Raw genomic sequence first — 25,625 nt, forward strand, 5'->3', positions numbered from 1 at the left:
TCCCGAAAGGCCCCGTTCCCCGTGACTGACGACCGCCACCGTCACCGCCCCCCGGACCCCGACCCCGAGCTGCCGGTCGACAGCGACCTCGAGGTCGACGACGCCCCCGACGGGACGCCACGACCCGTGCACCTGCGCCTGCGATACCTCCTCCTCGTCGCCGCCGGCGGCACAGTCGGGACCGGGGCGCGGGAGGGCCTGACCCTCGCGTTCCCCGCCGATCCCGCCTTCGACACCGTCATCTTCGCCATCAACATCGTCGGCGCGCTCCTACTCGGCGCACTCCTGGAGAGCCTCGCCAGAGCCGGCAGCGACGAAGGCCGACGCCGCACCGTACGGCTGCTGCTCGGTACCGGAGCGCTCGGAGGCTTCACCACCTACAGCACCCTCGCCACCGACACCGCCCACCTGCTCACCACAGGACACCCCGCACCCGCCGCGCTCTACGCGCTCGGCACCGTCCTCCTCGGTGCCCTCGCGTCCTGGACCGGGATCGCCCTCGCCGCAGCACTCCACCGGCGACGCACGCAGAGGAAGGTGCCGGCATGACACCCGCACTGTTCCTCGCGCTCTCCCTCGCCGGTGGAATCGGAGCCGCAACACGGCTCCTCCTCGACGGGCTGATCAAAGCCCGCACCGGCGGCGCCTACCCCTGGGGCACCACCGTCATCAACGTCACTGGATCACTCCTCCTCGGGCTGATCACCGGCCTCGCCCTCGCAGGCCTCGCCCCCGAGCCGTGTCGACTCGTCCTCGGCGCCGGCTTCCTCGGCGGCTACACCACCTTCTCCACCGCCAGCCTCGAAACCGTCCGCCTCCTCGCCGAAGGACGCCGCCTCGCCTCCGTCACCAACGCCCTCGGAGTGCTCGTTCTCAGCGTCTGCGCTGCAGCAACAGGACTCTGGCTCGGAGGCGCGCGATGAGCATCATCGATGCACCCTCACCGGCCTCATGCAGAACACCATCACCCGATCCCTCCTCGTCACCACTGACGGGTCCACCCGCCGAACGAGCGCGACCTCCGCGAAGACCGATGGGAGCTCCAAGGGGTGCCCGCAGCCCGGATCCAGGCCGAGCTCGCCCAGACGCTTCAAGCGGCCGCGAGAGCGGTTCTCTTCCTCGATAGCGAATCTGGACCGTGCTGCGGAAGTGGGGTGACGGGGTCGTTCGGCCGGGTCGGGGTGGGGTTGCAGGTGGTCTGGTCACGGAAGATCGCCCAGATGACGTTGATGCGGCGCCGGGCGAGAGCGATCAGCGCCTGCTCGTGCGTGCGGGCGGTGGAGGGCGGCTGGGGGTTCTCTTGTCGGGAGGGCGGCGGTGATGGTCATCGATAGCCTCCTGCTCCCGTCGAGCGTCTGACCTGGTGTTCCTGACGCTACGAACCTTCTTCTGCTCGTAGCGGCGCAGCCGCTGGGAGGCGTTGTGAAGAGTGCAGAGACGCCGCCTCGATCGCACAAGACCGGCAGTACGGCTGAATCCTTGGCGAGATCCGCGAACTTTCCAACCGGGCGGCCGGTGGGAGGGCGGCGGCGACTGACCGCCGCCCTCGGCATCACGGCGCGGGCGATCCCGTCGGCGCGTCGTCGGCGGTCTCACCGTCGTTGGTGCCGTCCTCGACTCCGGTGTCATCGGCGGTCTCACCGTCGTTCGTGCCGTCCTCGATCCCGGTGTCATCGGCAGTCTCGCCGTCGTTGGTGCCGTCTTCGACCTCGACGCCGCCGTCGTCCGCGGTCTCGGTGCCGGGCGCTTCGGTGGCGTTCGTGGAGGAGGACGGGCTCGTGGTGGTGGCGTTGGCGGGAAGGCTGATGCCGATCCCGGCGGCGAGGGCGAGGGCGAGCGCGCCGCCCGCGGCGACGGCCCAGCGGGTCTTCTTCTGCATGAGGTGCTCCTTTGGTGGTGTGCCCGGGGTGGGCTTTCGCTGCCACGCTAGGAAGAGGCCGGTGACGGGATGGTGACCGGGCTCAAAGCCGCGAGGACGGCTGGTCTGCTCGGGGGAGCTCGAGGGTCGCGGTCGTACCGTGGCCGGGCTGGGAGCGCATGTTGAGCCGTCCGTCGTGGGCGTCTGCGATGGCGGTGACGAGGGAGAGTCCGATGCCGTGGCCGCGGGAGGCGCGGGACCGGTCCGCTCGCCAGAAACGTTCCCGAGCGTGGTAGAGCTGCTCGGGAGTCATTCCGATTCCGGTGTCGTGCACGTCGATCCAGGCGTGCTGCGCGTCTGCGCGGGCGGTGATGGTGATGCGTCCGTCGGCGGGTGTGGCGGTGAGGGCGTTCTGAAGGAGGTTCGCGGCCGCGCGGGCGAGGAGATCCGCGGATCCGCGTACGGCCGCGGGCGTGTCCGCTTCGATGCTGATGACGGGACCTGCACGGTCGGGACCGTCGAGGGTGTTCAGCGCGGCGCCGATGATCGAGGTGATCGGGACGATCTCGAACGAGTCTCGGATCTCCTGGCGGGTGCCTCGGGCTAGCAAGAGCAGATCACCGGTCAGGGTGATCAGGTGCTGGATGACGTCGAGGGATCCGCCGATCGCGTCGCGGTACTCGGCTGGGGTCCGTTCGCGCAGGAGGGCGAGTTCGAGTTCGCCCTGCACGACGGCGAGTGGGGTGCGGAACTCGTGCGACGCATCGTCGACGAGGCGCTGCTGCGCGTCGTAGCTCGCCCGAATCGGCGCGAGAGCGCGGCGCGCCATGACGAAGCTCAACGCCGGAACGACGACGACCAGCACGGCGTAGCAGACGAGCAGCGCGGTGCGCAGGGTCGCGAAGCCCTGCTCGGCGACGTCGCCGGAGGAGGGGACTTCGGCGACGGCATCGAAGTCGAAGGCGGAGGTGACGTAGGAGTACACCCCGATCGCGAATGCGGCGAGCAGGATGAGGACGATCGCGGAGTAGGTGATCGTCAGGCGCAACAGGGTGCGGCGGAAGATCATGACGTCCGGCTCTCGAGGATGTAGCCGGCGCCTCGCCGGGTGCTAATCGGGTCGGGGCCGCCGTGCTCGGTGAGCTTGGAGCGCAGGCGGCGGATGCAGCTGGCGACGACGTTGCTGTAGCCGTCGTAGTTCGCGTCCCAGAGGTGGTCGAGGAGCTCGCTGCGGGTGATCACGCGATCAGGTGAGCGCATCAGGTACTCGAGCACCGCGAACTCGCGGCTGGTCACGTCGATGGTGTGGCCGGCGTTGACGACCTGCATCGTTGCCGGGTCCAGTTGCAGCACACCGCAGCTCAGATGGGGTGGGTCGGCGTGCGGCGCCCGGCGCAGCAGAGCCCGGACGCGGGCGAGCAGCTCGACGAGGTGGAACGGTTTCACCAGGTAGTCGTCCGCTCCCGCGTCCAGCCCTTCGACGCGGCGGCGCGGGGAGTCCAGGGCGGTCAGGATGAGGATCGGCACGTCCTGTTTCGTGGCTCGCACTCGGCGGCACAGTTCGATCCCGTCGATGCTCCCGGGGAGCATGACGTCCAGGATGAGCAGGTCGAATGGCTCCAGCTCCGCCGCGACGAGGGCCTCGTCGGACCGGGTGTACCCGTCGACGGCATGACCGACCTCGCGCAGGGCCCGTTCAATGACGGAGCGGATGCCGGGGTCATCCTCGACGAGGAGTACGCGCATGCTCGCTCCCGGATCTCCGGCGGTGAAAGGGTCTCACCGCGGTGTCCTCGACGGTAGGAGCCGGGGGCCAGCGGCTTCCTCCGGATGCGGCGGGCGGCGCTGAGAAGGTGTATATCTCCACAGATCCGGCCGTCGCGGCCCGGTCGGCGGTGCGAGCATGACCGTGGGAGGCCGGGATGCGTGACGCGGTGATGGTCGTTGAAGACGACGTCGAGATGGGCGAGCTCATCAAGCGAGGTCTCCTCGGTGACGGCTACGACGTCACCCTGTTCTCCAACGGAGTCGACGCGCTGAACGCGGCGCGCGAAGCGGACTACGCCGCGGCGGTCCTCGATGTGATGCTTCCCGGCATGAGTGGCTTCGAGATCTGCCGGCACCTGCGCGCGACCGGCGCCACGCTCCCGGTGATCATGCTGACGGCCCGCGACGCGCTGCAGGACCGGGTCTTCGGGCTCGATGCAGGCGCCGATGACTACCTCGCGAAGCCGTTCCACTTCGAGGAGCTCTCCGCCCGGCTGCGGGCGATGATCCGCCGTGAGCGCCTGACGAACCGTGCCCCGGTCGCGCTCGGAAACCTGCGTGTGGATCCGTACACCCATGCCGCGTCCGTCGACGGTGACGCCCTGCCCCTGAGCCCGAAAGAGTTCGGGGTGCTCCGCGCGCTCGCGGCGCGGGCCGGCGAGTTCGTGCCGCGGGAGGAGATCCTGCTCGAGGTCTGGGGTTCCGCGGAGTTCGTCGATCACAACATCGCGGAGCAGTACATCAGCTACCTCCGCCGCAAGCTCGCCGCGGGTGGCGCGTCGGTCGAGATCCTCACCCGACGGGGCGCGGGCTATCGCCTCGGGGTGAAGTCGTGAGGTGGCAGTCGCTGTCGATCCGAGTGCGAATCACGGTGTCGAGCCTGCTGGTCGCGATGCTGTTCTTCGGCGTCGTCGCGATCATCGTCCGCGAGCAGCTCGACCACATCCTCGACGCCTCCACCATTGAACTGGTCCGTTCCGGAGCCTCGCAGGCGCTGATCGAGGAGAGCCGCGACACAGCCGAGGCGGTGGTGGGCGGCGTCAGCACGACCCTCCTGATCGCCCTGGCGATCCTGTTCGTCGCCTTCGCGATCACCTCCTGGGTCCTCGTCGGGCTCGCCCTGCGCCCGGTCGGCCGGATGCGCGGCATCGCCGACCGGCTGCGGCATGGCCGCTCCAATGAGCTGCTCCCCGTCGGGCCGGCCCGCGACGAGCTCTCCGACCTCGCCTCGACGCTGAACGCGCTGATCGAGGATCTGCGGGAGTCCGCGGACCGGGAGCGGCGGCTCGTCGCCGACGCGAGCCACGAGCTGCGCACCCCCCTCGCCGCCCTGCGCCCCCGCCTCGAGCTCGCCGAGCGCGTCCGCGACGACCCGGCAGCGCTCTACGCCGACGTCGTCGACGCGCGCCGCTCGATCGACCGCCTGCAATCCCTCACGGACGGGCTGCTGATCCTGTCGAAGATCGACGCGGGCACGGTTGTCGGGGACGCCTCGTCGGCGGCCCTGCGCGAGGAGGTCGCCGACAGCGTCGACCGCGCCCGGATGCTCGCCCGCGACCGGAATCTCGCGATCGACTTCGTCGCCCCCGCCTCGGTCGTCGCCGCCCGCTACCCCATTGCCCCGACCGATTTCGGCCGCATTTTGGACAACCTGCTCGCGAACGCCGTCACTGCGACGCCCGACGGCGGCAGCGTCACCGCGACCCTCGTCGAGCGCGCCGAGGAGCTCGTCCTCTCCGTCGATGACGACGGCCCGGGCGTTCCGGAGGCGTTCCTCGCCGTCGCGACCGACCGCTTCACCCGCCCGGACGCCGCCCGCTCCCGGGAGGGCGGTGCCGGCCTGGGCCTCGCGATCGTCGCCGGGCTCAGCCGGGCCGCTGGCGGAACGTTCACGATCCGCAACCTCGTACCGCGCGGGCTCGGCGTGGAGGTCCGCCTCCCCGTGACGCATCCCGACCCCACCCCTCGCAAGGAGAACCGATGATCGACCCTCAATCCCTTCTCGACGGCGCCGGCCCGTGGGCGATCGCCCTGGTCTGCCTGATCGCGTTCGTCGAGACGGGCCTGCTGATCGGGTTCTTCCTCCCCGGCGACACCCTGCTCTTCTTCACCGGCGTCTTCGTGGCGACCGGCGTGATCTCCCTCCCGGTCCCGCTGGTGATCCTGATGGTCGCGGCCTCCGCGTTCCTGGGCGATCAGCTCGGATTCGTCATCGGCCGCGAGACCGGCCCGCGGATCTTCGAGCGCAAGGACAGCGGCCTGTTCAGCCGCTCGAGCGTCGCCCGCACCCAGAAGTTCTTCGACCGCTTCGGCGGCTGGGCCGTCACCATCGCCCGCTTCGTCCCGGTCGTGCGCACCTTCGCCCCCGTCGCCGCCGGAGTCGGGAAGATGCACTACGCCCACTTCGTCGGCTTCAACGCCCTCGGCGCGGCCGTCTGGTCCACCGGCGTCATCCTCCTCGGCTTCTTCCTCGGCCAGATCCCCGGCGTCGCGGACTTCGTCGGAAAGTACATCGACATCGTCCTCGTCGGCATCGTCGTGATCAGCCTCGCCGGCATCGCCCTCCCCTACGGGCGGCAGAGGAACCGCGCCCGCCGCGACGCCTGACCGCAGAGGTCAGACGGTCGGCGCCGGAACGGCCGCGCTGGGCCGGCGGCCGACGGCGATCACGGCGACCAGGAGCAGGAACACCGCCAGGGCCGCGAGCGTGACCGGACCCGTGCCCAGGCCGAGTCCGCTGCGGCTCACCGGGTCTGCGAGCCAGTCGCACACGGACGCTCCGAGCGGACGGGTGACGACGTAGGCGGACCAGAACGCGAGGACCGCGTTCCTCCCCGCGAAGCGGTGCGCGAGCGCCGGCACCGCGATGATCGCCGCGAACAGGACGGCGGAGGGCAGATAGCCGAAGCCGAGGGTCGACGCGGTCAGATCCCCGGCTGCCGTGCCGAGCGCGAACGTCCCCGAGACGGCGAGCCAGTAGAACAGGGCGCGGCGCGGCGTCGTGATCGAGTGGATCGACAGGGTCCGCTCCACCCGCCACCACACGGCGAAGACCGCCGCGAGAGCCGCCGCGAAAACGAGCGTGGAGGCGAGGTACGGCACGCCGGCGATGACGTGCAGCACGTCGGCGGCCATCGTGCCGAAGATGCTCACCATCAGCACCGCCAGCCAGTACACCCACGGGATGTAGCGGCGGACCGCGAACTGCAGCGCGAGGGCCGCGAGGAACGCGAGCCCCGTCGCGCCGACCACGAGCACCGGGTCGAACGCGGTCGCGAGGAAGTCCGACGCCGTCTCGCCCATCCCCGTCGTCAGCACCTTGAGGATCCAGAACAGCGCCGTCGCCTCGGGCACCGTGGAGGCGACATAGCGGCCGGCGAAGACACCGCCGCGGGGTCGAGGAAGCGGTGCTCGGCGCGGGGCGGTGAGGTGCGTCATCCCGCCATGCTCGAGGAGCGTGCGGTGTCGGATGCTGGGGTGTTCGCCGGGGTCGTTGAAGATGCACACAGCGATCCGGTTTCCGGCCGAGCACGGCCGTGACGATGCCTACTCTCGGAAGCGCTCGCGGGATCCCTCGCGACTCCTCTCCGACCGGAACGGACCCGATGGACATCCTCCAGGCGATCATCCTCGGCATCATCGAGGGGCTGACCGAGTTCCTCCCGGTCTCCAGCACCGGGCACCTCACCATCGCCGAGAAGCTGATGGGCCTCCGCGTCGACGACGTCGGGGTGACCGCGTTCACCGCGATCATCCAGGTCGGCGCGATCGCCGCCGTGCTCCTGTACTTCCGGAAGGACATCGCCGAACTCGCCACCGCGTGGTTCGTCGGGCTGCGGCACCCGTCGCAGCGCAAGCGGACGAACTACCGGATCGCCTGGTACGTGATCCTCGGGTCGATCCCGATCGGGATCATCGGGTTCCTCGGGAAGGACCTCATCAGCGGAGGCCTGCGCAATCTGTGGGTGGTCGTCGCCGCACTGCTCGGCTGGAGCATCCTGATGCTCGTCGCCGAACGCGTCGGCGCCCAGACCAAGGACCGTCGCGCGATCACCCGGAAGGACGCGGTCATCATCGGCCTCGTGCAGTGCATCGCGCTGATCCCCGGCGTCTCGAGGTCCGGAGCGACCATCAGCGGAGGCCTGATCCGCGGGCTCGATCGAGTGACCGCGACGAAATTCGCGTTCTACCTCTCCATCCCCGCACTCACCGCCGCCGGCGCCTACGAAGCGGCGACCGCCGCGTCCGAGGTCAGCGCGAGCGTCGGCTGGATCCCGACCCTCGTCGCCACCGTCGTCTCCTTCGTGGTCGCGTACGCGTCGATCGCGTGGCTGCTGCGCTACGTCGCGGGTCACGGCTTCGGCGTCTTCGTGGCTTACCGCGTCGCCCTCGCCCTCGTCCTGTCCGGGCTGCTGGTCACCGGCACGATCGCGGCCAGCTGACCCGATCGCGCGGCGGGGGTCCTGCCGGACACACTGGACGGCGACGCCCGCTACCTCGTCCGCCACCCTTGCGAAAGGCCGTCTTGTGCAGTGGAATCTCGAAGTCGTCCCCGTCAGCGTCGAGGACGTCGACCGTGCGAAAGCGTTCTACGCCGACCAGGTCGGGTTCCACCTCGACCTCGACGTGCGGATCAGCGACGAGATGCGCATCGTGCAGCTCACCCCGCCCGGCTCGCACAGCAGCATCCAGCTCAAGGGCGGCTCCCACCGCCTCGAAGGGCTGCAGCTCGTCGTCGACGACATCGACGTCGCCCGTGCCGAGCTCGCCGAGCGCGGGGTGGACGTCAGCCCGGTGACGCACTTCGAGGACGGAGTCCGCCTCGAAGGGCGCGGCGGGGAGTGGAACTCGTTCGTCTTCTTCACCGACCTCGACGGCAACACCTGGGTCATTCAGGAACGCCCATCGACCAGCTGACCCCGCTAGCCGTGATCGCGGCCGTCGCGATCTGCGCGGCGGCCTCCACGATCGCGCTCCTCGCGTTCGGAGTGGCCTCGTTCGCACGGCCTGCGCTGGCGATCCTGCGCGGTACGGCCCAGCTGGCCGTCCTCGCCGTGATCCTCTCCGGCGTCATCGCGGACGTCCGCTGGGTCCTCCTGTTCCTCGCACTCATGTTCGGCGCCGCGGTGCTCACGGCGTCCGGTCGCCTCGGCCGCACCCTCCGCACGGTCCTCGCCGTCACCGCAGCGATGGCGGCCGGCGTCGCGCTGAGTGGCGGGATCGTCTTCGGGCTCGGGGCCGTCCCGTTCACCGGCCGCTACCTCCTCGCGGTCGGCGGGATCCTCCTCGGCGGCGCGATGACCGTCGCCACCGTCACCGGCCGAGCCCTGGCCGCGACGCTCGCCGACCGCTGGGACCAGGTCGAGGGCTGGCTCGCTCTCGGCGCCCGGCCGCGGCAGGCGACGATCGGCCTGGCGCGAGAGGCGGCCTGGACCGGGCTCGTCCCGCTGACCGACCAGACCAGGACCACCGGTCTCGTCGTCCTGCCCGGCGCGTTCATCGGCGCCGTCTTCGGCGGACTCTCGCCTGTGGCGGCGGGCGTCTTCCAGATCGTCGTGCTCGCGGGCCTGATCGCATCCGGGTCGATCGTCGCCGTCGTGCTCCTGACGATCCTCCGCGGCGACGTCGTGAGGCCTCGACCCTGACGAGCCGTCAGCGGAGGGCCCGCCGTCGGGCGATGCAGCGCCGGAGTGGCGGCGGTGACGACACGCGCTCGGTGTGCAGCCGGACCGCGAGCGGCGCCCAGACGATCAGCGCCACTCCGGCGCCCAGGAGCAGTCCGCCGACGGTGTCGGAGATCCAGTGCGCTCCGAGGTAGGTGCGGCTGAGCATCATCGCGACCGTGTACACGGCGCCGGCGATGCGGACCCACCACCGCGGGAACACGATCGCGAGGACCATCGCGGTCGTCGCGGCGTTCGCGCTGTGGCCGGAGGGGAACGAGCCGAAGTCGGCGCTCACGAGGATCTCCAGCGGCCGCGGACGCCCGACCGCGTTCTTGAGCACTTGCACCAGCAGTCCACTGAGCGGCGCGGCGATCGCGAAGTACGTCGCCGCCCACCGACCGCGCCCGACCAGCAGCGTCACGAACACGACGAGCGGGACCACGACCGTGCCGACGATCCCGCCGCCGAGGCTGTTCATCACCAGCGACGGCACCAACCAGAACGTGGACCGGTGCTCGACGACCTCGTTCATCCACGCGGTGTCGAACCCGAACGGCTTGGCGTGCTCGCGGTAGAAGATCAGCGCGGCCAGAAGTCCCGTGAGCAGCACCGCGAGGCCGGCCGAGATCAGCGGCCAGCGTCGCGCCGCCCGATACGCGACCGCACCGTCTGTCACGGGTTCCCGGTTCGGCATCAGTGTCGTCCTCGTCTCTCGACGCGGAGCGCGCCGAAGGAGTCCACGCTACGAACGCACGTCCACCTGCGGCAGAGGATTCCCCTGCAACCGTTGTGAAAGCACAAAACCTCAGCCCATCGGCTCGGTACTGACCTGGTCGAACCGCGGAGCTTCTGGTCGTTGTGAGCAAACACAACGCAGCAGGGCGCATCCCGAGCCGCCGCCCCCGTCCCGGCTGGGACTCTGCGGGCATGGACACTTCAACGACGACGACCCGCTTCCCGGTGCACCGGCTGCTCAGCAAGGTCCCCGAGGTCACGATCTGGTTCTGGATCATCAAGATCCTCTGCACCACCGTCGGCGAGAGCTTCGCCGACTGGATCAACATGGTCCTCGGCGTCGGCCTCATTGCGACCGCCGTGATCTTCATCATCGTCACCGCAGTCGTGCTCGCCGTGCAGATGCGGCTGCGCCGCTACCTGCCCGCCGCGTACTGGCTGACCGTCGTCGTGATGAGCGTCACCGGCACCCTGCTCACCGACATCCTCACCGACCAGCTCGGCGTGCCCCTCTGGGCCAGCTCGCTCGTCTTCTCGGTGCTGCTCGCGATCGTGTTCGGCGTCTGGTACTCGAAGGAGCGCACCCTCTCCATCCACAGCATCGACACCACCCCGCGCGAGGCGTTCTACTGGCTCACCGTCCTCGTCACCTTCGCGCTCGGCACCGCCCTCGGCGACTGGACCCTCGAGCTCACCGGCTGGGGCCCCGGCGTCTCGATCCTCCTGCCCCTCGCCCTGATCGCCATCGTCACGGGCCTCTGGCGCTACGGCGCGAACCCCGTCCTCGCGTTCTGGATCGCCTACATCCTCACCCGCCCCCTCGGCGCCAACATCGGCGACTGGCTCGGCCTCTCCCCCGACGAACAGGGCCTGGGCCTGGGCACCTTCGTCACCAGCATCGTCTTCCTGCTCGCCATCCTCGCAACGGTCGTGTACCTCTCCCTCAGCAGGGCCGACGTCGACAAGGGCACGGCCGAGCACCACACCCCGCCCGTCGCTCGGGAGCGACGCTCGCTTGTCGCGTTCGCGGTCCTCGCCGTCGCTGTCGTCGGTCTGCTCGCCTTCACGAACAGCCAGCCGCACACCACTCCGGCACCGGAAGGCGCGGCCCCGGCCTGCGACGCATCAGGGACCTACTCCGCGGCCGACGCACAGGCGTCGGTTCAGGCGGACTTCCCGGCCGCCGACGTGCAGAACTTCCAGACGATCACCGCCGACACCCTCGCCCTCGTCACCAGCGGCGACCAGGCCGGCGCGAAAGCCCGAGCCACCGACCTCGAGACCGCCTGGGACGACGCCGAGCCCGCCTTGAGCGCTGCGAACTGCCAGACGTGGACTTACGTCGACCAGCAGATCGACCCCGTCCTCTCCTCCGTCCGCTCCAGCAGCCCCGACCCGGCCGCCGAGAAGACGAGCATCCAAGACCTGCTGACCACCCTCACCGGACGCTGACCCATGACCACCTGCAGCACCACAGCGCGACCCTTCTTCCGAAAGCGAGACGCGCAATGACCGACTGGCAGATCAACGGCCTCCCCCTCCACCCCCTCCTCGTCCACTTCGTCGTCGTCCTACTTCCCCTCGCCGCCCTGATGCTCATCCTCGGCAGCGTCTGGCCGGCCGCCCGCCGACGCCTGGGCGTGATCACTCCGATCACCGCCCTCGTCGCCCTTCTCGGAGTCCCGCTCGCCACCCAGGCCGGCGAAGCGCTCGAACGGCAGGTCGACCCCTCCGCAGCACTCGAACGCCACGCCGAGCTCGGCGATCACCTGCTGCCCTGGGCCGCCGGACTGTTCGTCCTCTGCGTCGCGCACTGGCTCTGGTTCCGCGCCCGCGGGAAGAACTCCGCCGCCACGAGCGGACGAAGCGCTCGGTCAGTCCCCTCGCTGATCCTCGCCGCTCTCGCGATCGTCGTCGCAGTGGGAGCGACTGCGAACGTCATCCAGATCGGCGACACCGGAGCGCACGCCGTCTGGTCCACGTCCGAGGACGGCTCGACCCCCTCTCCCGCACCCGAGAAGTGATCGAGCGAGACGAAGATGACGTCACCGCCGAGGGAAGACCAGCACGCCATCAGTCCGAAGCTCTCTCGCTCAGCGGGTCGAGGAAGGCCCGCCAGTCCGTGCCGGTGCGAGACGCGGGACGAGGCGGACGAGGACGACCATGCCGACGAGCTCCACGAGGGTCTGGGTGACGACGACGACCGGTGCGAGCGCGAGCGACGCGGGCAGCGCGAGCGCGAGCGGCAGGACGACGAGGGAGTTGCGGGTCGCTCCGCTGAACACGAGCGCACGCGCCGCGGAGTACTCGAGACGGAAGAGGCGGGCGACACCCAGACCGGCGGCGATCATGACGACGAGGAACCCCGCGTAGATCGGGACGAGCTCGAGCAGCTGTCCCGCGGACGCGCCGACGGCGCCGGCCTGGGAGGCGACGACGACGAACAGGGTTCCCATCATCAGCGGCACCATGAGGCCGAGCATCGTCGACTCGACGACCCGGCCCGCCCGGTGCCGGCGGCCGAGGGCCTGCACGAGAGCGGCCGCGGTGAGCGGCACGACGATCAGCAGCAGGAACGCGCGCGCGAACGGGCCGACCTCGACCACGGCGACGCCCTCCGGCCCGAGGAAGAGCAGCAGGTACAGCGGCAGGAGCAGGATCTGCGCGAGCATCAGCAGCGGCGCCGCGGCGAGCAGCCTGTCGGAAGCCCCGCCGGCGAGGCCGGCGAAGACGATCACGTAGTCGATGCACGGTGTCAGCAGCACCAGCACCACCCCGAACAACAGCGCAGGGGTCTCCGCGACGAACCGAGACAGGCCGTAGGCGACGACGGGCACGACGACGAAGTTCAGGACCCCGACCGCGGCGAGGAAACGGCCGTCACGCAGTGACCGGCCGATCGCGGCGAACGGGACGCCGAGGAACGTGGCGAACAACAGCAGCGCGAGCACCGGCTCGATCGCGACCTCCAGGCCGTGCGCGGCGGGCAGCAGCAGCCCGAGCGCGGCGCCGGCGGCGATCGCGGCGAGGTAGAGCGGGATCTGGCGGTGCTCGAGCCAGGCGACGAGCGCGCTCACGACGGCAGGCCGGGAAGAAGGAGGGGCACGGGATGCAACGGTAAACGTTCGAGCCGCTCGAAGGTCAAGCGGGCCCAGGAACCGTAGGGTCGGAGTGTGCGAATCTCGGTCGTCAGCAAGCGCAGCGGCGTCTCCGCGACGGCGCTGCGGTACTACGAGTCCATCGGACTCCTCACCCCGGGCCGCAGCAGCAACGGGTACCGCGACTACGACGCGGACGTGCTCGCACGCCTGGACCTCATCGAGTCCAGCAAGGAACTCGGCCTCCCGCTCGAGGACATCGGCCGGCACCTACGCGCCCTCGAGACCACCTCCTGCACGGACGTCCGCGACGGCCTGCGCCCGCTGCTCGCGGAGCGGGTGCGGCAACTGGACGAGAAGCGGGCGAGGCTCGACGAGCTGCGCCGTCGCCTGAATCGCGCGGACCACGATCTCGCCGCGTGCCCTGACCGGGACGAGCGCTGTTCCACCGAGTGCGTCTTCCGCGCCCGCTAGCGACGCGCCTCATCCGCCGGATCCAGCCCGTAGCGTCAGCGACGCGGAATCGGCAGGGCCTGCTGGTGAGGGGATGTAGCTGGTCTGGTCGCGGAAGATCGCCCAGATGACGTTGATGCGGCGCCGGGCGAGGGCGATCAGCGCCTGCTTGTGCGACTTCCCCTCGTGGCGTTTCCGTTCGTAGAACGAGCGCGAGACCGGGCAGTTCCTCGACGCGATGAACGCCGCCTGGAAGCAGGCGTTCAACAGCCGCCGGTCGTAACGCCGTGGCCGGTGGTGAGTGCCGGAGATCTTCCCGGAATCGCGCGGCACCGGGGCGAGACCGGCGAAGCTGGCCAGCCTGTCAGGCGTCTCAAACGCGGCGAGGTCGGTACCGGTCGCGGCGAGAAAATCCGCGGCGAGCCTGCGCCCGAACCCCGGGATGGACACCAGCAGATCCGCGGACCTGCTGTCCTGCAGAACGGCGTCGATCTCCGCATCGAGCTCGGCGACCTCGTCGCGGATGCGGAGCAGATCACGCGCGGACCGGCTGACCAGCCGCGCTGCTGCCCCCTCTCCCACGACGACTGACGTCTGCTCGCGAGCAGCGTCGATCGCTGCCTTCGCCACGGCCGCGGACTTCCAGCAGCCCTGCCCCTTCAACCACGACGCCAGCCGCGCCTCCCCCATCCGGCGGATCGCTCCAGGGGTCGCGTACCGGGTGAGCAGCACCAACTGTCCCCTGGTCGTCGCGTAGTTGAACGCCCCCTCACACGACGGGAAGTAGTGGACCAGGATGGCGCGCAGCCGGTTCACGGCCCGGGTGCGATCGTGCACCAGATCCTCCCGGCGCGCCGAGAGCAGGCGCAGCTCCGCTGTGACCTCGTCGGCCTGTTTCTGCAACAGCCCCGTCCCGCCGTGGTTCAGGTCCGTCGCCCAGGCGACGTCTGTGCCGCCCGGCAAGGACGCGACATCGCCCATCAGGGTCAGGATCGCCGTCTCACGGTTCTCGAACCGTTGCGAGAGCAGCTCGGCTCCGTTGCCGTCGATGACGACTCAGTGGTGTTCGGTCGTGCCGGCGTCGATACCGGCCCAGAGTTGGGGCACGCAGGGTCCTTCCGCAATTGCCCCGAATCCACGGAAAAAACGGTAAGGAGGCGGTCAGGAGCACTCGTTAGCGTGCGGACCATGACTGACGACGACTTCGGCTCCTACGTGGAGAAGAACGGGTTCCACCGCGACACGAACTACATCCCCACGCGGATCACCGCGGACGGGAGCGACGGCTTCCCCGTCGAGGCGGGCCGCTACCGGCTCGTGGTGTCGCGGGCCTGCCCGTGGGCGAACCGCGCCGTGATCGTCCGGCGCCTGCTCGGACTCGAGGACGCCCTCTCGATGGGCATCTGCGGTCCGACCCACGACAAGCGCAGCTGGACGTTCGACCTCGATCCGGGCGGCGTCGATCCGGTCCTGGGCATCCCGCGCCTGCAGGACGCGTTCCTCGAGCGCTTCCCCGACTACCCGCGCGGCATCACCGTGCCCGCGATCGTCGACATCCCCTCCGGCGAGGTCGTCACCAACGACTACCCGCGGATGACCCTCGACTTCTCGACCGAGTGGACCGCGTTCCACCGCGACGGAGCCCCGGAGCTCTACCCGGACCACCTCCGCGACGAGATCGACGAGGTGGCCGAGCTGGTCTTCCAGGACGTGAACAACGGCGTCTACAAGTGCGGGTTCGCGGGGTCGCAGAAGTCGTACGAGCGCGCGTACGACGCGCTCTGGGCCCGCCTCGACTGGCTCGAGGAGCGGTTGAGCACGCAGCGCTACCTGGTCGGCGACACCATCACCGAGGCGGACGTGCGCCTCTTCACCACGCTCGCGCGCTTCGACGCCGTCTACTACAGCCACTTCAAGGCGAACCGGAACCTGCTCTCGGCGATGCCCGCGCTCTGGGGCTACGCGCGCGACCTGTTCGCGACTCCGGGATTCGGCGACACCATCGACTTCACCCACATCAAGTCGCACTACTACGAGGTGCAGCGCGACATCAATCCGACCGGAGTGGTCCCGAAGGGGCCCGACCTGTCGGGCTGGCGCGTCCCCTCGCACCGCGACGAGCTGGGCGGTCGCCCGTTCGGCGACGGCACCCCGCCGCCGCCCCCGATCCCCGCGGAGCGCGTGCCGGCCGACCACACGGTGTGAGCCGACCCGCACAGCCGTGAATCCGGGCCGCGACCGATGTGCAGTCGCGGACCCGGGTTCCCGGAGGGGCGCTTCGGTACCCTGGGCGCGTCCCTGAACGCGTACGTCGAGGAGAACCGTGTCTGACAAGCCCACCGCCACAGCCAACATCGGAGTCGTCGGTCTGGCGGTGATGGGCTCGAACCTGGCCCGCAACCTCGCCAGCCGCGAGGGCAACACCGTGGCCGTCTTCAACCGCTCCTACGGGCGCACCGAGAAGCTGATCACCGAGCACCCCGAGGCCGGCTTCGTCGCCTCGGAGACCATCGAGGACTTCGCCGCCTCGCTCGCCACTCCGCGGACCGCGATCATCATGGTCCAGGCCGGCCGCGGCACCGACGCCGTCATCGACCAGCTGACGAAGGTCTTCGAGCCCGGCGACATCATCGTCGACGGCGGCAACGCGCTCTTCACCGACACCATCCGCCGCGAGAAGACCGTCCGCGAGACCGGGATCCACTTCGTCGGCACCGGCATCTCGGGCGGCGAGGAGGGCGCGCTCAAGGGCCCGTCGATCATGCCCGGCGGCTCGGTCGAGTCGTACAAGACGCTCGGACCGATCCTCTCCTCGATCGCGGCGGTCGCCGAGGGCGAGCCCTGCGTCACCCACATCGGCACCGATGGGGCCGGCCACTTCGTCAAGATGATCCACAACGGCATCGAGTACGCCGACATGCAGCTCATCGCCGAGGCCTACGACCTCCTCCGCACGGTCGGCGGCCACGAGCCCGCCGCCATCGCCGAGGTCTTCGACGCGTGGAACAAGGGCGACCTCGAGTCGTACCTGATCGAGATCACCGCCGAGGTGCTCCGCCAGGTCGACGCCGGGACCGGCTCGCCGTTCATCGATGTCGTCCTCGACCAGGCCGGCTCCAAGGGCACCGGAGTCTGGACCGTGCAGAACGCGCTCGACCTCGGCGTGCCCGTCGGCGGCATCGCCGAGGCCGTCTTCGCCCGCGCCGTCTCGTCGAAGCCGGAGCAGCGCGCCGCGGTGCAGAACCGCGTCACGTCGCGCCCGACGCCGGTCGAGAAGTACGACGGCTTCGAGGACGACGTCCGCGCCGCCCTCTACGCCTCGAAGGTCGTCGCCTACTCGCAGGGCTTCGACGCGATCATCGCCGGAGCCGAGAAGTACGGCTGGGAGATCGACAAGGGCGCCGTCGCCAAGATCTGGCGCGCGGGCTGCATCATCCGCGCGCAGTTCCTCAACCGCATCGTCGACGCGTACGCCGAGAACTCGGGCATCACGACGCTGCTCGAGGACCCGTACTTCGCCGAGGCCGTCGCGAACGGCGAGGCCGCCTGGCGCCGCATCGTCTCGACCGCCGCGCTCTCGGGCGTGCCGATCCCCGGCTTCGGTGCCGCGCTGTCGTACTACGACTCCCTCGCCTCGAAGCGCCTGCCCGCCGCCCTCGTGCAGGGCCAGCGCGACTTCTTCGGCGCGCACACCTACCAGCGCGTCGACAAGGAGGGCACCTTCCACACCCTGTGGTCGGGCGACCGCACCGAGGTCGAGCAGGACCCGTCGACGCACTGACCTCCTGACACCCGGAGCGCCCCCGCACCTCGATCCTCGGATCGGGTGCGGGGGCGCTCTCGTCGTCCTGCGACTCAGCGCAGCCAGACCGTGGTCTCGGCGGGCAGCACGCCCTCGCCCAGCGCGCCGCTCGCGAGCAGCACCTCGCCGGCGGGCAGCGCGACCGGAGTCGTCCCCAGGTTCGTCGCCGAGCGCCAGCCGTTCGGGCGCGCGAAGTGCAGCACGTCGCTCTCGGAGTCGAGCCACTCGAGCTGCTCGCCGGACTGCAGCTCGTGCCGCAGCGCCAGCGCTCGGCGGTAGAGCGCGAGCGTCGACTCCTCGTCGCGCTCCTGGGCCTCGACGGAGGAGCCCGCGAACCACTCCGGCTGCGGCAGGTGCGCCCCGCCGGGGCCGAAGCCCAGGGACTCGCCGCTCGCCGCCCACGGCAGGGGCACCCGGCAGCCGTCGCGGCCGACGTCGGTGCCGCCGCTGCGGAAGAACGTGGGGTCCTGGCGCTGCGCATCCGGGATCGCCGGCACCTCGTGCAGGCCCAGCTCCTCGCCCTGGTAGAGGTAGGCGGAGCCGGGCAGCGCGAGCAGGAGGAGCGTCGCGGCGCGCGCTCGGCGCAGGCCCCGCTCGACGTCCAGCTCGGGCTCCACTCCCCCGCTGAGCAGCCACTGCTTCGCGGGGGCGGTCGGCGCGTCCCCGCGCGCGGGCAGTCCGTAGCGCGTCGGGTGGCGGACGACGTCGTGGTTCGAGAGCACCCAGGTCGTCGAGGAGCCCGACTCGGCGGCGAGCGCGAGGTTGAACGAGATCAACCGGCGGAACTCCTCCGCGTCGAAGTCGGCCTCGAGCAGGTCGAAGTTGAACGCCTGGCCCAGGCCCTCCGGGCTCGCGTACCGGGCGCGGCGAGAGGCGTCGACCCAGGCCTCGGCGACCGCGGTGCGCGGCGGGTCGTAGGAGTCGAACAGGGCGCGCCACTCGGCGTAGACCTCGTGGACCTCGTCGCGGTCCCAGAACGGGTGCAAGCCGTCGAGGCGCTGCGCCTGGATCTCGGCGGCCGCGGGGAGCGGTTCGCTGAGGTCCTTGACCAGCGAGTGCGCGACGTCGATCCGGAAGCCGTCGACCCCTCGGTCGGACCAGAAGCGGAGGGTGTGGAGGAAGTCGTCGCGGATCTCGCGGTTCGCCCAGTTCCAGTCCGGCTGCTCCTTCGCGAAGAGGTGCAGGTACCACTGGCCGTCGCCGACCGGCTCCCAGGCGGGGCCGCCGAACACCGACTCCCAGTCGCTGGGCGGGAGGGAGCCGTCGGTGCCGCGGCCGTCGCGGAAGACGTAGCGCTCGCGCTCGGGCGAGCCCTTCGGTGCCGCGAGCGCCTCCTGGAACCAGGGGTGCAGATCGGAGGAGTGGTTCGGCACGATGTCGACGATCACGCGGATGCCCGACTCGTGCAGCAGCCGCGTCATCTCGTCGAACTCGGCGAGGGTCCCGATCCGCGGGTCGACGTCGCGGTAGTCCGCGACGTCGTAGCCCCCGTCGGCCAGCGCCGACGGGTAGAAGGGACTCAGCCACACGGCGTCGATCCCGAGCTCGCGGAGGTAGGGGATGCGCGCGATGATCCCCGTCAGGTCGCCGATCCCGTCCCCGTCGGCGTCCGCGAAGCTCCGCGGGTAGATCTGGTACACCGCCGCCTGCCGCCACCACAGCGCGTCCTGCGCCGTGCCGCTCCTGGTGAGCAAGGTCTCCGTCATGCCGTTCCTTCCGTTCGTGATGTTCGTGTTCGTGGTGCCCGCCCTCGGGCGGACGTGGATCTCGAGACGCCCGCTCCGCGGGCTACTCGATCAGCGGGAAAGCAGGCCGGCGTCTCTCCTCCGCCGGTCGAGCAGCCCCGCAGGGGCGTCTCGAGACCCCGCGCTCCCGCACCTCGGGCGGACGTGGATCTCGAGACGCCCGCTCCGCGGGCTACTCGATCAGCAGAGGTCGCGCACCGCCCGCGAGCAGCAGCTCGTGCGCAGCACGGCCCCTCCCCTCTGCCCCGGCTCGTGCGCAGCACGGCCCGTCCGATCCGGCTCGTGCGCAGCACGGCCCGGATGCGCCTCCAGCAGAGGTCGCGGGTCTCGGGGTGGTGAGCTGCAAGGCGGAGGAGGGAAGGCGTAGCGGAGCTACGACGACCGATCGACAACGCCGCAGATCGCCGCCCCGAGACCCGCGAGACTTACTTGATCGCCCCTTGAGTAACGCCGGACATGACCCAGCGTTGGGTGAAGAGATAGACGATGATCGCCGGCGCCATGGCCATCAGGTAGGAGGCGAAGGCGACGTTGTAGTCGTTGCTGAACTGCGTCTGGAAGATGCTCTGGAGCACGGGCAGCGTCTGCAGCGAGGGGTCGGAGGTGATGAGCGAGGGCATCATGAAGTCGTTCCAGGAGGCGAGGAAGGCGAAGATGCCGACCGTGGCGCTCATGGGGGCGAGCAGCGGGAACACCAGTCGCCAGAAGACCTGGTTGGTGGTCGCTCCGTCGAGTCGCGCGCTCTCCTCGAGCTCCTCGGGCAGTGAGCGCAGGAACGCGGTGAACAGCATCACGCTGAACGACAGCTGGAACATGATGTGCAGGATCGCGACGCCGATCGGGTTGTCGAGGCCGACGAGTCCGGTGAGGGAGACCTGCGAGAGCGCGAGGACGGGGAACGGCAGGAACATCGCGGCGAGCAGGTAGAAGAACGAGAAGCGGTAGAACCGCTTCTGCCAGTTGCGCGAGATCGCGTAGGCGGCGAGGGCGCTGAGCACGATGGTGCCGCCGACGGTGATCGCGGTGACGAGCAGCGAGATCGCGAAGCCGCGGGGGAAGTCGGTGAGGTTCCACGCCTGCACGAAGCCGTCGATCGAGATCGGAGCGGGGATCGAGAAGGCGTTGCCGTCCACGGCCTGCGCGGTGGTCTTGAACGCCATGGTCACGGTGACCCAGAGCGGAGCGATCACCGTCAGGGCGCAGATCGCCAGCACGATCGTGAGCAGGAGGTTCGAGCGGCTCCGGCGGCCGCCGCGTCGAGCGTCCGCGTCGGCGGCCGGGCGGGTGCCGGGCAGCGCCGGCGAGAGGGGGACCTGGCTGGTCATCAGAAGGCCGCCTTTCCGCGCGAGATGCGCAGTTGCACGAGCGCGATCACGAGCGCGATGAGGAAGAAGATCGTGGCGTTGGCCATCTGGTAGGCGTAGTCGCCGCTGGTGAAGCCCGAGAAGATCGTCATCGCGACGCTGCGGGTCGAGGTGCCCGGTCCGCCGTTGGTGAGGCCGACGATGATGTCGTACGAGTTGAGGAAGTTCTTGAAGCCGATGACGAGGTTGATGACGACGTAGCCGGCGACGAGCGGCAGCGTGATGGAGCGCAGCTGCCCCCACGTCGAGGCGCCGTCGAGCGACGCGGCCTCGTAGACGTCGCCGGGGATCGACAGCACTCCCGCGATGTAGATCAGCAGGGCGGAGGGGACCGACTGCCAGGCGGTCACGATCACGATCGCGACCCACGCCAGATTCGGATCGGCCAGCATGCTGCTCGCGAGCGGCGTGAATCCGATCGACGCGGCGAAGCCGGGCAGCGAGTTCGAGAAGAGGAAGTTGAAGACGAACGCGATGATGATGCCCGAGACGACCATCGGCAGCACGAAGACCGCGCGGAGGGCGACCTTGCCCCGGATCTGCGTCGTGAGGGCGATGGCGAGCAGGAACGCGATCACGTTGACCAGCAGCACCGTCACCAGCGCCAGCCCGACCGTGAATCCGTAGGACGCGGCGATGGCCGGATCCGAGAACAGCGCTACGTAGTTCGTGAAGCCGATGAAGGTCCACTCCCCGAAGCCGATGGAGTCGGTGAAGCTGAAGAAGACGCCCATGAGCGCGGGCAGGGTGATCGCGAGCGTGAAGAGGATCAGCGCGGGGAGCAGGAAGAGCGGGAACGTGAGGTCCCGGCGCCGCTTCGGCGTGGTGCGCGCGACGGGGCGGGCGGCGGCGGGGCGCCGCTCCTGTGTCCGTGCGGGGAGGGTGGTGGCCATGGTGTCTCGTCTCTGAGAGTGGTCGGCGGGAGGAGGGGGTCAGGAGCGGAACGCGATGCGCGCCCAGTCGGCGTCGATCGTGCGCAGCGTCGACTCCGGGTCGGAGCCGAGCACCATGCCCTGCACGTAGTTCTGCAGCGGGATGTTCTGCGGCACCAGCTGCGAGGCGCCGAGGCTGAACGCGGCACGGTCGTAGAACTCCTGGAGCTCGACGAGAGTGGGCTGGGTGACGGCCGGGGCGTCGGTCGTCACTCCGAACGCGTTGTTGTCGGCGTTGTAGGCGTCGATGATCTCGGGCCGCATGAGGAACGAGAGGAACTCGCGCGCCGCCGCCTTCTTGGTGGACGCCTCGGGGATCCAGAGGGCGAGGTCGACGTTGACGCGCACCCGGCGGTCCTCGGGGTCGTCCGTCATCGGCAGCGGGAAGGCTCCGACGGAGAGGTCGGGGGCCGTCTTCGCGATCTCGCTCAGCGCCCACGGCCCCTGGAAGTACATCGCGGCCTCCCCGTTCGAGAACGCGAGGTTGCCGTCTCCGTAGGCCCGACTGGCCGCATCGGGGTTCGAGTACGCGGCGATCCGCAGCATCTGCTCCATCGGCGCGGCGAGGTCCTTCTGGAACGAGACCGGCGAGCCGGGTCCGACGTCCGCGCCCTGCTCCTTCAGCTGCGAGAAGAACGACTCGAGGTCGACGGTGCCGCCGACGGAGTAGTCGAACAGGCCCTGCGAGACCGTCCACGGGTCCTTGTAGGTGCTGTAGAGCGGAGTGATGCCCGCGGCCTGCAGCGCGTCGCAGACCGCGAGGAACTCCGTCCAGGTCGTCGGCACCTCGAGCCCCTGCTGGGCGAAGACATCGCGGTTGTAGAGCACGGCCGACATCATCAGCGAGTACGGCAGCACGCTGGTGCGGTCCGGGTAGGACGCGGTCTGCTCGATCAGCGGCTGCAGCGCCGGGTTGATGCGCTCCGCCTCCGGCATGTCCGACAGGTCGCTGAAGGCGCCCCGCTCGACGAAGCGCGCGACCTCGAAGTTGTAGTTGAGGCAGCCGAGGTCGGGCGGATTGGTCCGCACGAAGCCGGCCGAGAGGTTGGAGGAGAAGTCGTGGACGACGCGCACGCGGGACTGCGCGGCGTGGAACTTCTCGATGACCTCGTCGAAGTAGCCGATGACCTCGGGCTTGGACTGGTGGAACACGATCTCGGTCGCGCCCCCGGAGCCCGCCGGAGAGGCGCACGCGGCGAGGCCGAGCGCTGCGGCTCCGGCTCCCGCGGCGGTGAGGAGGGTGCGGCGGCGCAGGCCGCCGCTGGGTGGGGTGGTGAGGGGCACGTCGTCGTCTCCCGGTCTGGCAGGTGGATCTGGCGGGGATAAGTTGCTTCGTTGACTAAATCTAGGTAGAAAATCTAGTGCGCGATGTACTGTTGCAGCCGATCCCGCTCCGGGTCAAGAGGGAGGCGGAACCGATGTCCGAGAACGTGTTCTCGTTCCAGCGCCGGCGCAACGCCCTCGAGATCCTGCAGGGCGCGTGGGGCGGCGAGCCGATGACCGCGTCCGATCTGATCGAGCGCACCGGGCTCACGCGATCGACCGTGATCGCGGTCTGCGACGACCTCATCGAGCTGGGCTGGCTCGAGGAGCTCGAGAACCAGCGCGCCGCGGGCGACTACGTCAAGGGCCGTCCCGCCCGCCGCTACGCGCTGCGGCGCGACGCGGGAGTGATCGTGGGCGTCGACGCCGGTCAGCACAGCGTCGGAGTCGACGTCGCTGACCTCCTCGGCGACTCGATCGCGCACCGCGTCGAGCCGGTCGAGCACGAGCCCGTCGAGGAGCTCCCGCGCGAGCGGCGCCTCGCCGACATCGAGCGGATCCTCGACCGCACGCTCCAGCAGGCGGGCGTGGCCGACGCGGGCGTGCTGGCGATCACATTCGGCGTCCCGGCCCCGGTCGACGCCGACGGCCGCTCCCCCGCCGACGACAACGGCTTCTGGAGCGCGATGAACCCCGGTCTCGCCGACCGCTTCGCCGATCGGGGCTGGCGTCCGGTGGTCGACAACGACGCCAACCTCGCGGCCCTCGCCGAGGGCTGGCGGGGTGCGGCGGTCGGGTGCTCCGACTACCTGACCCTGCTCTCGGGTGAGCGCCTGGGCGGCGGCGTCGTCCTCGGCGGCACGCTTCTCCGCGGCGCCCGCGGCCTCACCGGCGAGATGCGCTACCTCGACCTGGTCGAGGGGGTGGGCTCGGCGGAGGGTGTGGCCGCACTCGCGCGGACCTGGGCCCAGGAGGCCCTCGCGGCACAGGACCGGGCGCCCTCGCTCCTCGACGCGGCACCGCACCCGGGGGCCGAGCAGGTGCTGGCCGCCGCCGCCGCCGGGGACGCCCTCGCGCTCGCGGTCGTCGACCGCCTCGCGGTCCGACTGACGAGCGTCGCCGCGACGCTCGCCAACCTGCTGGACGTCTCGCTCCTCGTGGTCGGCGGGGCCCTGGCCGAATCCGCCGGTCCGCTGCTGGACGACGTCTCGGAGCGCATCGCTCCCCTCGTCCACGCCCCGGCACCCCGGATCGTCCCGTCGACACTGGGCGACCGCGCCGTCGCGCTCGGCGCCGTCCGAGCAGGCCTGGACCGCGTGCGCGCGGATCCGCTCGCCCTGCGGCTGACCCCCGCCGCGATCGACGCCGCGGCCGCCCGCTAACCTCGGCGGGACGTCTCGGCCTCAGCGGGACGACTCGACCTCAGCGCCGGAACGCCCGCACGATGAGCAGCACCGCGAGCAGCACCGCCACCGCGGCCGCCGTGGCGGCCGGCAGTGCGAGCAGCAGCACCAGCGCGCCGACCGCCGAGACGACCGCCGCCCAGCTGCGCAGCTCGGCCTGCTCGATCCGGCGCAGGAGGAGCACCAGGAGACCGGCGCCGACCGCGAACGCGAGCAGCGCATCCGCGTCGAGGATCACGACCGAGAGCACCGAGACCAGGCAGACGAGGAGCTGGGGAGCGACCGGCACGCCCGTCCTGGCGCTCGTGCCCGCGAGAGGACCGGGGATCTCGCCGGCGCGGACCAGCCGCACGAGGGCGCTCGCGTCGCGCCGGAGCAGCACGACGAGCGCGAGGACGCACGCGAGCACGGCGGCGACCGACACGAGCGGCTGGGCCGCGGTGCCCGCCGCGGCCGCCAGCAGCGGAGTGGGTGTCGCGGCGAGGGCCGCGGGGCCCACGAGCAGCAGGAGCCCGGCGGCCAGGGCGCCCGCGGAGAGTGCGACCACGCCCGTCGTCACGAGTGCCGACCGCAGTCGGACCCGCGTGCCGGAGGAGGCCGGGGCGACGAGGAGCAGGGCGTACGCCGCGGCGGTGGTCGCCCCCTCCGCTCCCCCGATCACCGTGTCGGAGGGAGCCGCGACGGGCGGCGTGACGAGCACCGTCACGGCCGCCGCGACCAGGAGGAGGAGGACGAGAGCACCGAGCGCCCGCGCGAGCGCCGGTCGCACCACTCCGCCGCGCAGGACGAAGACGGTGACCGCGACCACGAGGAGCACCGCCGCGGGCCGCGCGGCGGCTCCGAGCACGTGGTCGGCTGCGGTCAGGGCGAGGGCGGAGGCACCGAGGGCCCGCCCCGCCAGGGCGAGCCACTCGCCGGTGGGTCCGACGAGCACCTCGCGGCCGGAGTCGGAGACCGCTCCGATCGCGGTCAGCGCGGCCGCGATCCCGATGCCGAGCAGCAGCCACCAGCCGGCCTCGAGCGCCGCGGGCGAGAGGACGAGGAACACTCCCGCGAGTGCGATCGCGCCGACGGGCTCCGGGGGACGCACCGCATCCCGCTCACCGGTCTCGCGTCGCTCGGGCACCCGCTCACCCTAGGCCCGCACCCCTCGTGCGGGGGTTCTCCCGGTGGACACGGATTCGCGTGTCGCCTCCGGCGCCGCTCGGAGGCGCCGTCCGCACGGCGGACGAGGAAGCGACACCGGCACTCTCACACCCGACGACACCGCCGCGGACGCGCGTGCTCCCGACCTCCGGCGCGGCTCGGAGGCGTCGTCCGCAAGGCGGACGAGGAAGCGATACCGGCGGTATCGCGCCCGAGGACACCGCCGCGGACGCGCGTGCTCCCGACCTCCGGCGCGGCTCGGAGGCGTCGTGCGCAAGGCGGACGAGGAAGCGATACCGGCGGTATCGCGCCCGAGGACAACGCCGCGGACGGCCCCTCCGAGCCGTGCCGGCGCGGCCCGGAGGCGTCGGCTGCAAGGCGGAGGAGGAAGCG

General features: G+C 70.7%; 26 protein-coding genes. 14 read left to right on the top strand and 12 right to left on the bottom strand.

What is annotated here, in order from left to right:
- Positions 1-21: 21 nt before the first annotated feature.
- Positions 22-549 carry a fluoride efflux transporter FluC gene (locus tag NB037_RS08655; RefSeq protein ID WP_251945152.1) on the top strand — a complete coding sequence of 176 codons (528 nt, stop codon included), beginning with the start codon at positions 22-24 and terminating at the stop codon, positions 547-549.
- The gene (crcB, locus tag NB037_RS08660) at positions 546-923 is read left to right on the top strand and encodes a fluoride efflux transporter CrcB (RefSeq protein WP_251945155.1); all 378 of its coding nucleotides are present in this window, start codon (positions 546-548) and stop codon (positions 921-923) included. The genes NB037_RS08655 and crcB overlap by 4 nt, the downstream gene beginning before the upstream one ends.
- Before the next feature lie 629 nt (positions 924-1,552).
- Here the strand turns inward: crcB and NB037_RS08665 are convergent.
- The 3 genes from NB037_RS08665 to NB037_RS08675 all read right to left on the bottom strand — a co-directional run bounded on the left by NB037_RS08665 (position 1,553) and on the right by NB037_RS08675 (position 3,604).
- Positions 1,553-1,879, bottom strand: coding sequence for a hypothetical protein (locus NB037_RS08665; protein ID WP_251945157.1), 327 nt, complete (start codon positions 1,877-1,879; stop codon positions 1,553-1,555).
- An 82-nt stretch (positions 1,880-1,961) separates the two neighbouring features.
- The gene (locus tag NB037_RS08670; RefSeq protein WP_251945159.1) at positions 1,962-2,927 is read right to left on the bottom strand and encodes a sensor histidine kinase; all 966 of its coding nucleotides are present in this window, start codon (positions 2,925-2,927) and stop codon (positions 1,962-1,964) included.
- Complete coding sequence (locus NB037_RS08675; RefSeq protein WP_251945161.1) at positions 2,924-3,604, bottom strand: response regulator transcription factor; 681 nt, start codon at positions 3,602-3,604, stop codon at positions 2,924-2,926. Before NB037_RS08675 ends, NB037_RS08670 begins: the two co-directional genes overlap by 4 nt.
- Before the next feature lie 176 nt (positions 3,605-3,780).
- Here NB037_RS08675 and NB037_RS08680 point away from each other — a divergent pair, with 176 nt between their 5' ends.
- Genes NB037_RS08680 through NB037_RS08690 form a run of 3 tightly spaced genes read left to right on the top strand, consistent with a single transcriptional unit; the run spans position 3,781 to position 6,232 of the window.
- Positions 3,781-4,461, top strand: coding sequence for a response regulator transcription factor (locus tag NB037_RS08680; protein WP_251945163.1), 681 nt, complete (start codon positions 3,781-3,783; stop codon positions 4,459-4,461).
- Positions 4,462-4,484: 23 nt separating this feature from the next.
- Positions 4,485-5,609: a sensor histidine kinase gene (locus NB037_RS08685; RefSeq protein ID WP_251945165.1), complete on the top strand. Its 1,125-nt coding sequence runs from the start codon at positions 4,485-4,487 to the stop codon at positions 5,607-5,609.
- A complete protein-coding gene (locus NB037_RS08690; protein ID WP_251945167.1) occupies positions 5,606-6,232 on the top strand; it encodes a DedA family protein in 627 nt (208 codons plus the stop codon). The genes NB037_RS08685 and NB037_RS08690 overlap by 4 nt, the downstream gene beginning before the upstream one ends.
- Positions 6,233-6,241: 9 nt before the next feature.
- Here NB037_RS08690 and NB037_RS08695 read toward each other — a convergent pair whose 3' ends face one another.
- Positions 6,242-7,063, bottom strand: a complete 822-nt coding sequence (locus NB037_RS08695) for a COG4705 family protein (RefSeq protein ID WP_251945169.1) — start codon at positions 7,061-7,063, stop codon at positions 6,242-6,244.
- Between the two features lie 167 nt (positions 7,064-7,230).
- Here NB037_RS08695 and NB037_RS08700 point away from each other — a divergent pair, with 167 nt between their 5' ends.
- The 3 genes from NB037_RS08700 (at position 7,231) to NB037_RS08710 (ending at position 9,270) form a co-directional block, all read left to right on the top strand.
- Complete coding sequence (locus NB037_RS08700) at positions 7,231-8,067, top strand: undecaprenyl-diphosphate phosphatase (RefSeq protein WP_251945171.1); 837 nt, start codon at positions 7,231-7,233, stop codon at positions 8,065-8,067.
- An 85-nt stretch (positions 8,068-8,152) separates the two neighbouring features.
- The gene (locus NB037_RS08705; RefSeq protein ID WP_251945173.1) at positions 8,153-8,542 is read left to right on the top strand and encodes a VOC family protein; all 390 of its coding nucleotides are present in this window, start codon (positions 8,153-8,155) and stop codon (positions 8,540-8,542) included.
- 11 nt (positions 8,543-8,553) lie between these two features.
- The gene (locus NB037_RS08710; RefSeq protein WP_251945175.1) at positions 8,554-9,270 is read left to right on the top strand and encodes an ABC transporter permease; all 717 of its coding nucleotides are present in this window, start codon (positions 8,554-8,556) and stop codon (positions 9,268-9,270) included.
- Positions 9,271-9,277: 7 nt separating this feature from the next.
- Here NB037_RS08710 and NB037_RS08715 read toward each other — a convergent pair whose 3' ends face one another.
- Positions 9,278-9,985, bottom strand: coding sequence for a phosphatase PAP2 family protein (locus NB037_RS08715; RefSeq protein WP_251945177.1), 708 nt, complete (start codon positions 9,983-9,985; stop codon positions 9,278-9,280).
- Positions 9,986-10,218: 233 nt separating this feature from the next.
- Between NB037_RS08715 and NB037_RS08720 the strand changes: the two genes are divergently transcribed.
- A complete protein-coding gene (locus NB037_RS08720) occupies positions 10,219-11,478 on the top strand; it encodes a COG4705 family protein (RefSeq protein WP_251945179.1) in 1,260 nt (419 codons plus the stop codon).
- Positions 11,479-11,534: 56 nt separating this feature from the next.
- Entirely contained in the window at positions 11,535-12,050 is a 516-nt protein-coding gene (locus tag NB037_RS08725; RefSeq protein ID WP_251945181.1) for a DUF2231 domain-containing protein, read from the top strand.
- A gap of 69 nt (positions 12,051-12,119) precedes the next feature.
- Here the strand turns inward: NB037_RS08725 and NB037_RS08730 are convergent, their stop codons facing one another.
- Positions 12,120-13,103, bottom strand: coding sequence for a bile acid:sodium symporter (locus tag NB037_RS08730; RefSeq protein WP_251945183.1), 984 nt, complete (start codon positions 13,101-13,103; stop codon positions 12,120-12,122).
- Between the two features lie 96 nt (positions 13,104-13,199).
- Here NB037_RS08730 and NB037_RS08735 point away from each other — a divergent pair, with 96 nt between their 5' ends.
- On the top strand, positions 13,200-13,598 hold the full coding sequence (locus tag NB037_RS08735) for a MerR family transcriptional regulator (protein WP_251945185.1): 399 nt from the start codon (positions 13,200-13,202) through the stop codon (positions 13,596-13,598).
- 9 nt (positions 13,599-13,607) lie between these two features.
- On the opposite strand, the gene NB037_RS08740 is transcribed toward NB037_RS08735, so the two are convergent.
- Positions 13,608-14,558 carry an IS110 family RNA-guided transposase gene (locus NB037_RS08740; RefSeq protein ID WP_308202064.1) on the bottom strand — a complete coding sequence of 317 codons (951 nt, stop codon included), beginning with the start codon at positions 14,556-14,558 and terminating at the stop codon, positions 13,608-13,610.
- A gap of 207 nt (positions 14,559-14,765) precedes the next feature.
- Here NB037_RS08740 and NB037_RS08745 point away from each other — a divergent pair, with 207 nt between their 5' ends.
- Positions 14,766-15,782: a glutathione S-transferase family protein gene (locus tag NB037_RS08745; protein ID WP_251945187.1), complete on the top strand. Its 1,017-nt coding sequence runs from the start codon at positions 14,766-14,768 to the stop codon at positions 15,780-15,782.
- A gap of 172 nt (positions 15,783-15,954) precedes the next feature.
- A complete protein-coding gene (gene gnd, locus NB037_RS08750; RefSeq protein WP_251945218.1) occupies positions 15,955-17,358 on the top strand; it encodes an NADP-dependent phosphogluconate dehydrogenase in 1,404 nt (467 codons plus the stop codon).
- 74 nt (positions 17,359-17,432) lie between these two features.
- On the opposite strand, the gene NB037_RS08755 is transcribed toward gnd, so the two are convergent.
- The 4 genes from NB037_RS08755 to NB037_RS08770 all read right to left on the bottom strand — a co-directional run bounded on the left by NB037_RS08755 (position 17,433) and on the right by NB037_RS08770 (position 22,704).
- On the bottom strand, positions 17,433-19,085 hold the full coding sequence (locus tag NB037_RS08755) for a glycoside hydrolase family 13 protein (RefSeq protein ID WP_251945189.1): 1,653 nt from the start codon (positions 19,083-19,085) through the stop codon (positions 17,433-17,435).
- Between the two features lie 464 nt (positions 19,086-19,549).
- On the bottom strand, positions 19,550-20,449 hold the full coding sequence (locus NB037_RS08760) for a carbohydrate ABC transporter permease (protein WP_251945191.1): 900 nt from the start codon (positions 20,447-20,449) through the stop codon (positions 19,550-19,552).
- On the bottom strand, positions 20,449-21,381 hold the full coding sequence (locus NB037_RS08765; RefSeq protein WP_251945193.1) for a carbohydrate ABC transporter permease: 933 nt from the start codon (positions 21,379-21,381) through the stop codon (positions 20,449-20,451). The genes NB037_RS08760 and NB037_RS08765 overlap by 1 nt, the downstream gene beginning before the upstream one ends.
- A gap of 39 nt (positions 21,382-21,420) precedes the next feature.
- Positions 21,421-22,704 carry an ABC transporter substrate-binding protein gene (locus NB037_RS08770; protein WP_251945195.1) on the bottom strand — a complete coding sequence of 428 codons (1,284 nt, stop codon included), beginning with the start codon at positions 22,702-22,704 and terminating at the stop codon, positions 21,421-21,423.
- Positions 22,705-22,838: 134 nt separating this feature from the next.
- On the opposite strand from NB037_RS08770, the gene NB037_RS08775 reads away from it, so the two are divergent.
- Positions 22,839-24,065 (top strand): ROK family transcriptional regulator, encoded by a 1,227-nt coding sequence (locus NB037_RS08775; RefSeq protein ID WP_251945197.1) that lies wholly within the window; start codon positions 22,839-22,841, stop codon positions 24,063-24,065.
- A 40-nt stretch (positions 24,066-24,105) separates the two neighbouring features.
- Here NB037_RS08775 and NB037_RS08780 read toward each other — a convergent pair whose 3' ends face one another.
- The gene (locus tag NB037_RS08780; protein ID WP_251945199.1) at positions 24,106-25,212 is read right to left on the bottom strand and encodes a hypothetical protein; all 1,107 of its coding nucleotides are present in this window, start codon (positions 25,210-25,212) and stop codon (positions 24,106-24,108) included.
- Positions 25,213-25,625: the final 413 nt, after the last annotated feature.

The sequence above is a fragment of the Rathayibacter rubneri genome, assembly GCF_023743255.1.
GTDB classification, from domain to species: domain Bacteria; phylum Actinomycetota; class Actinomycetes; order Actinomycetales; family Microbacteriaceae; genus Rathayibacter; species Rathayibacter rubneri.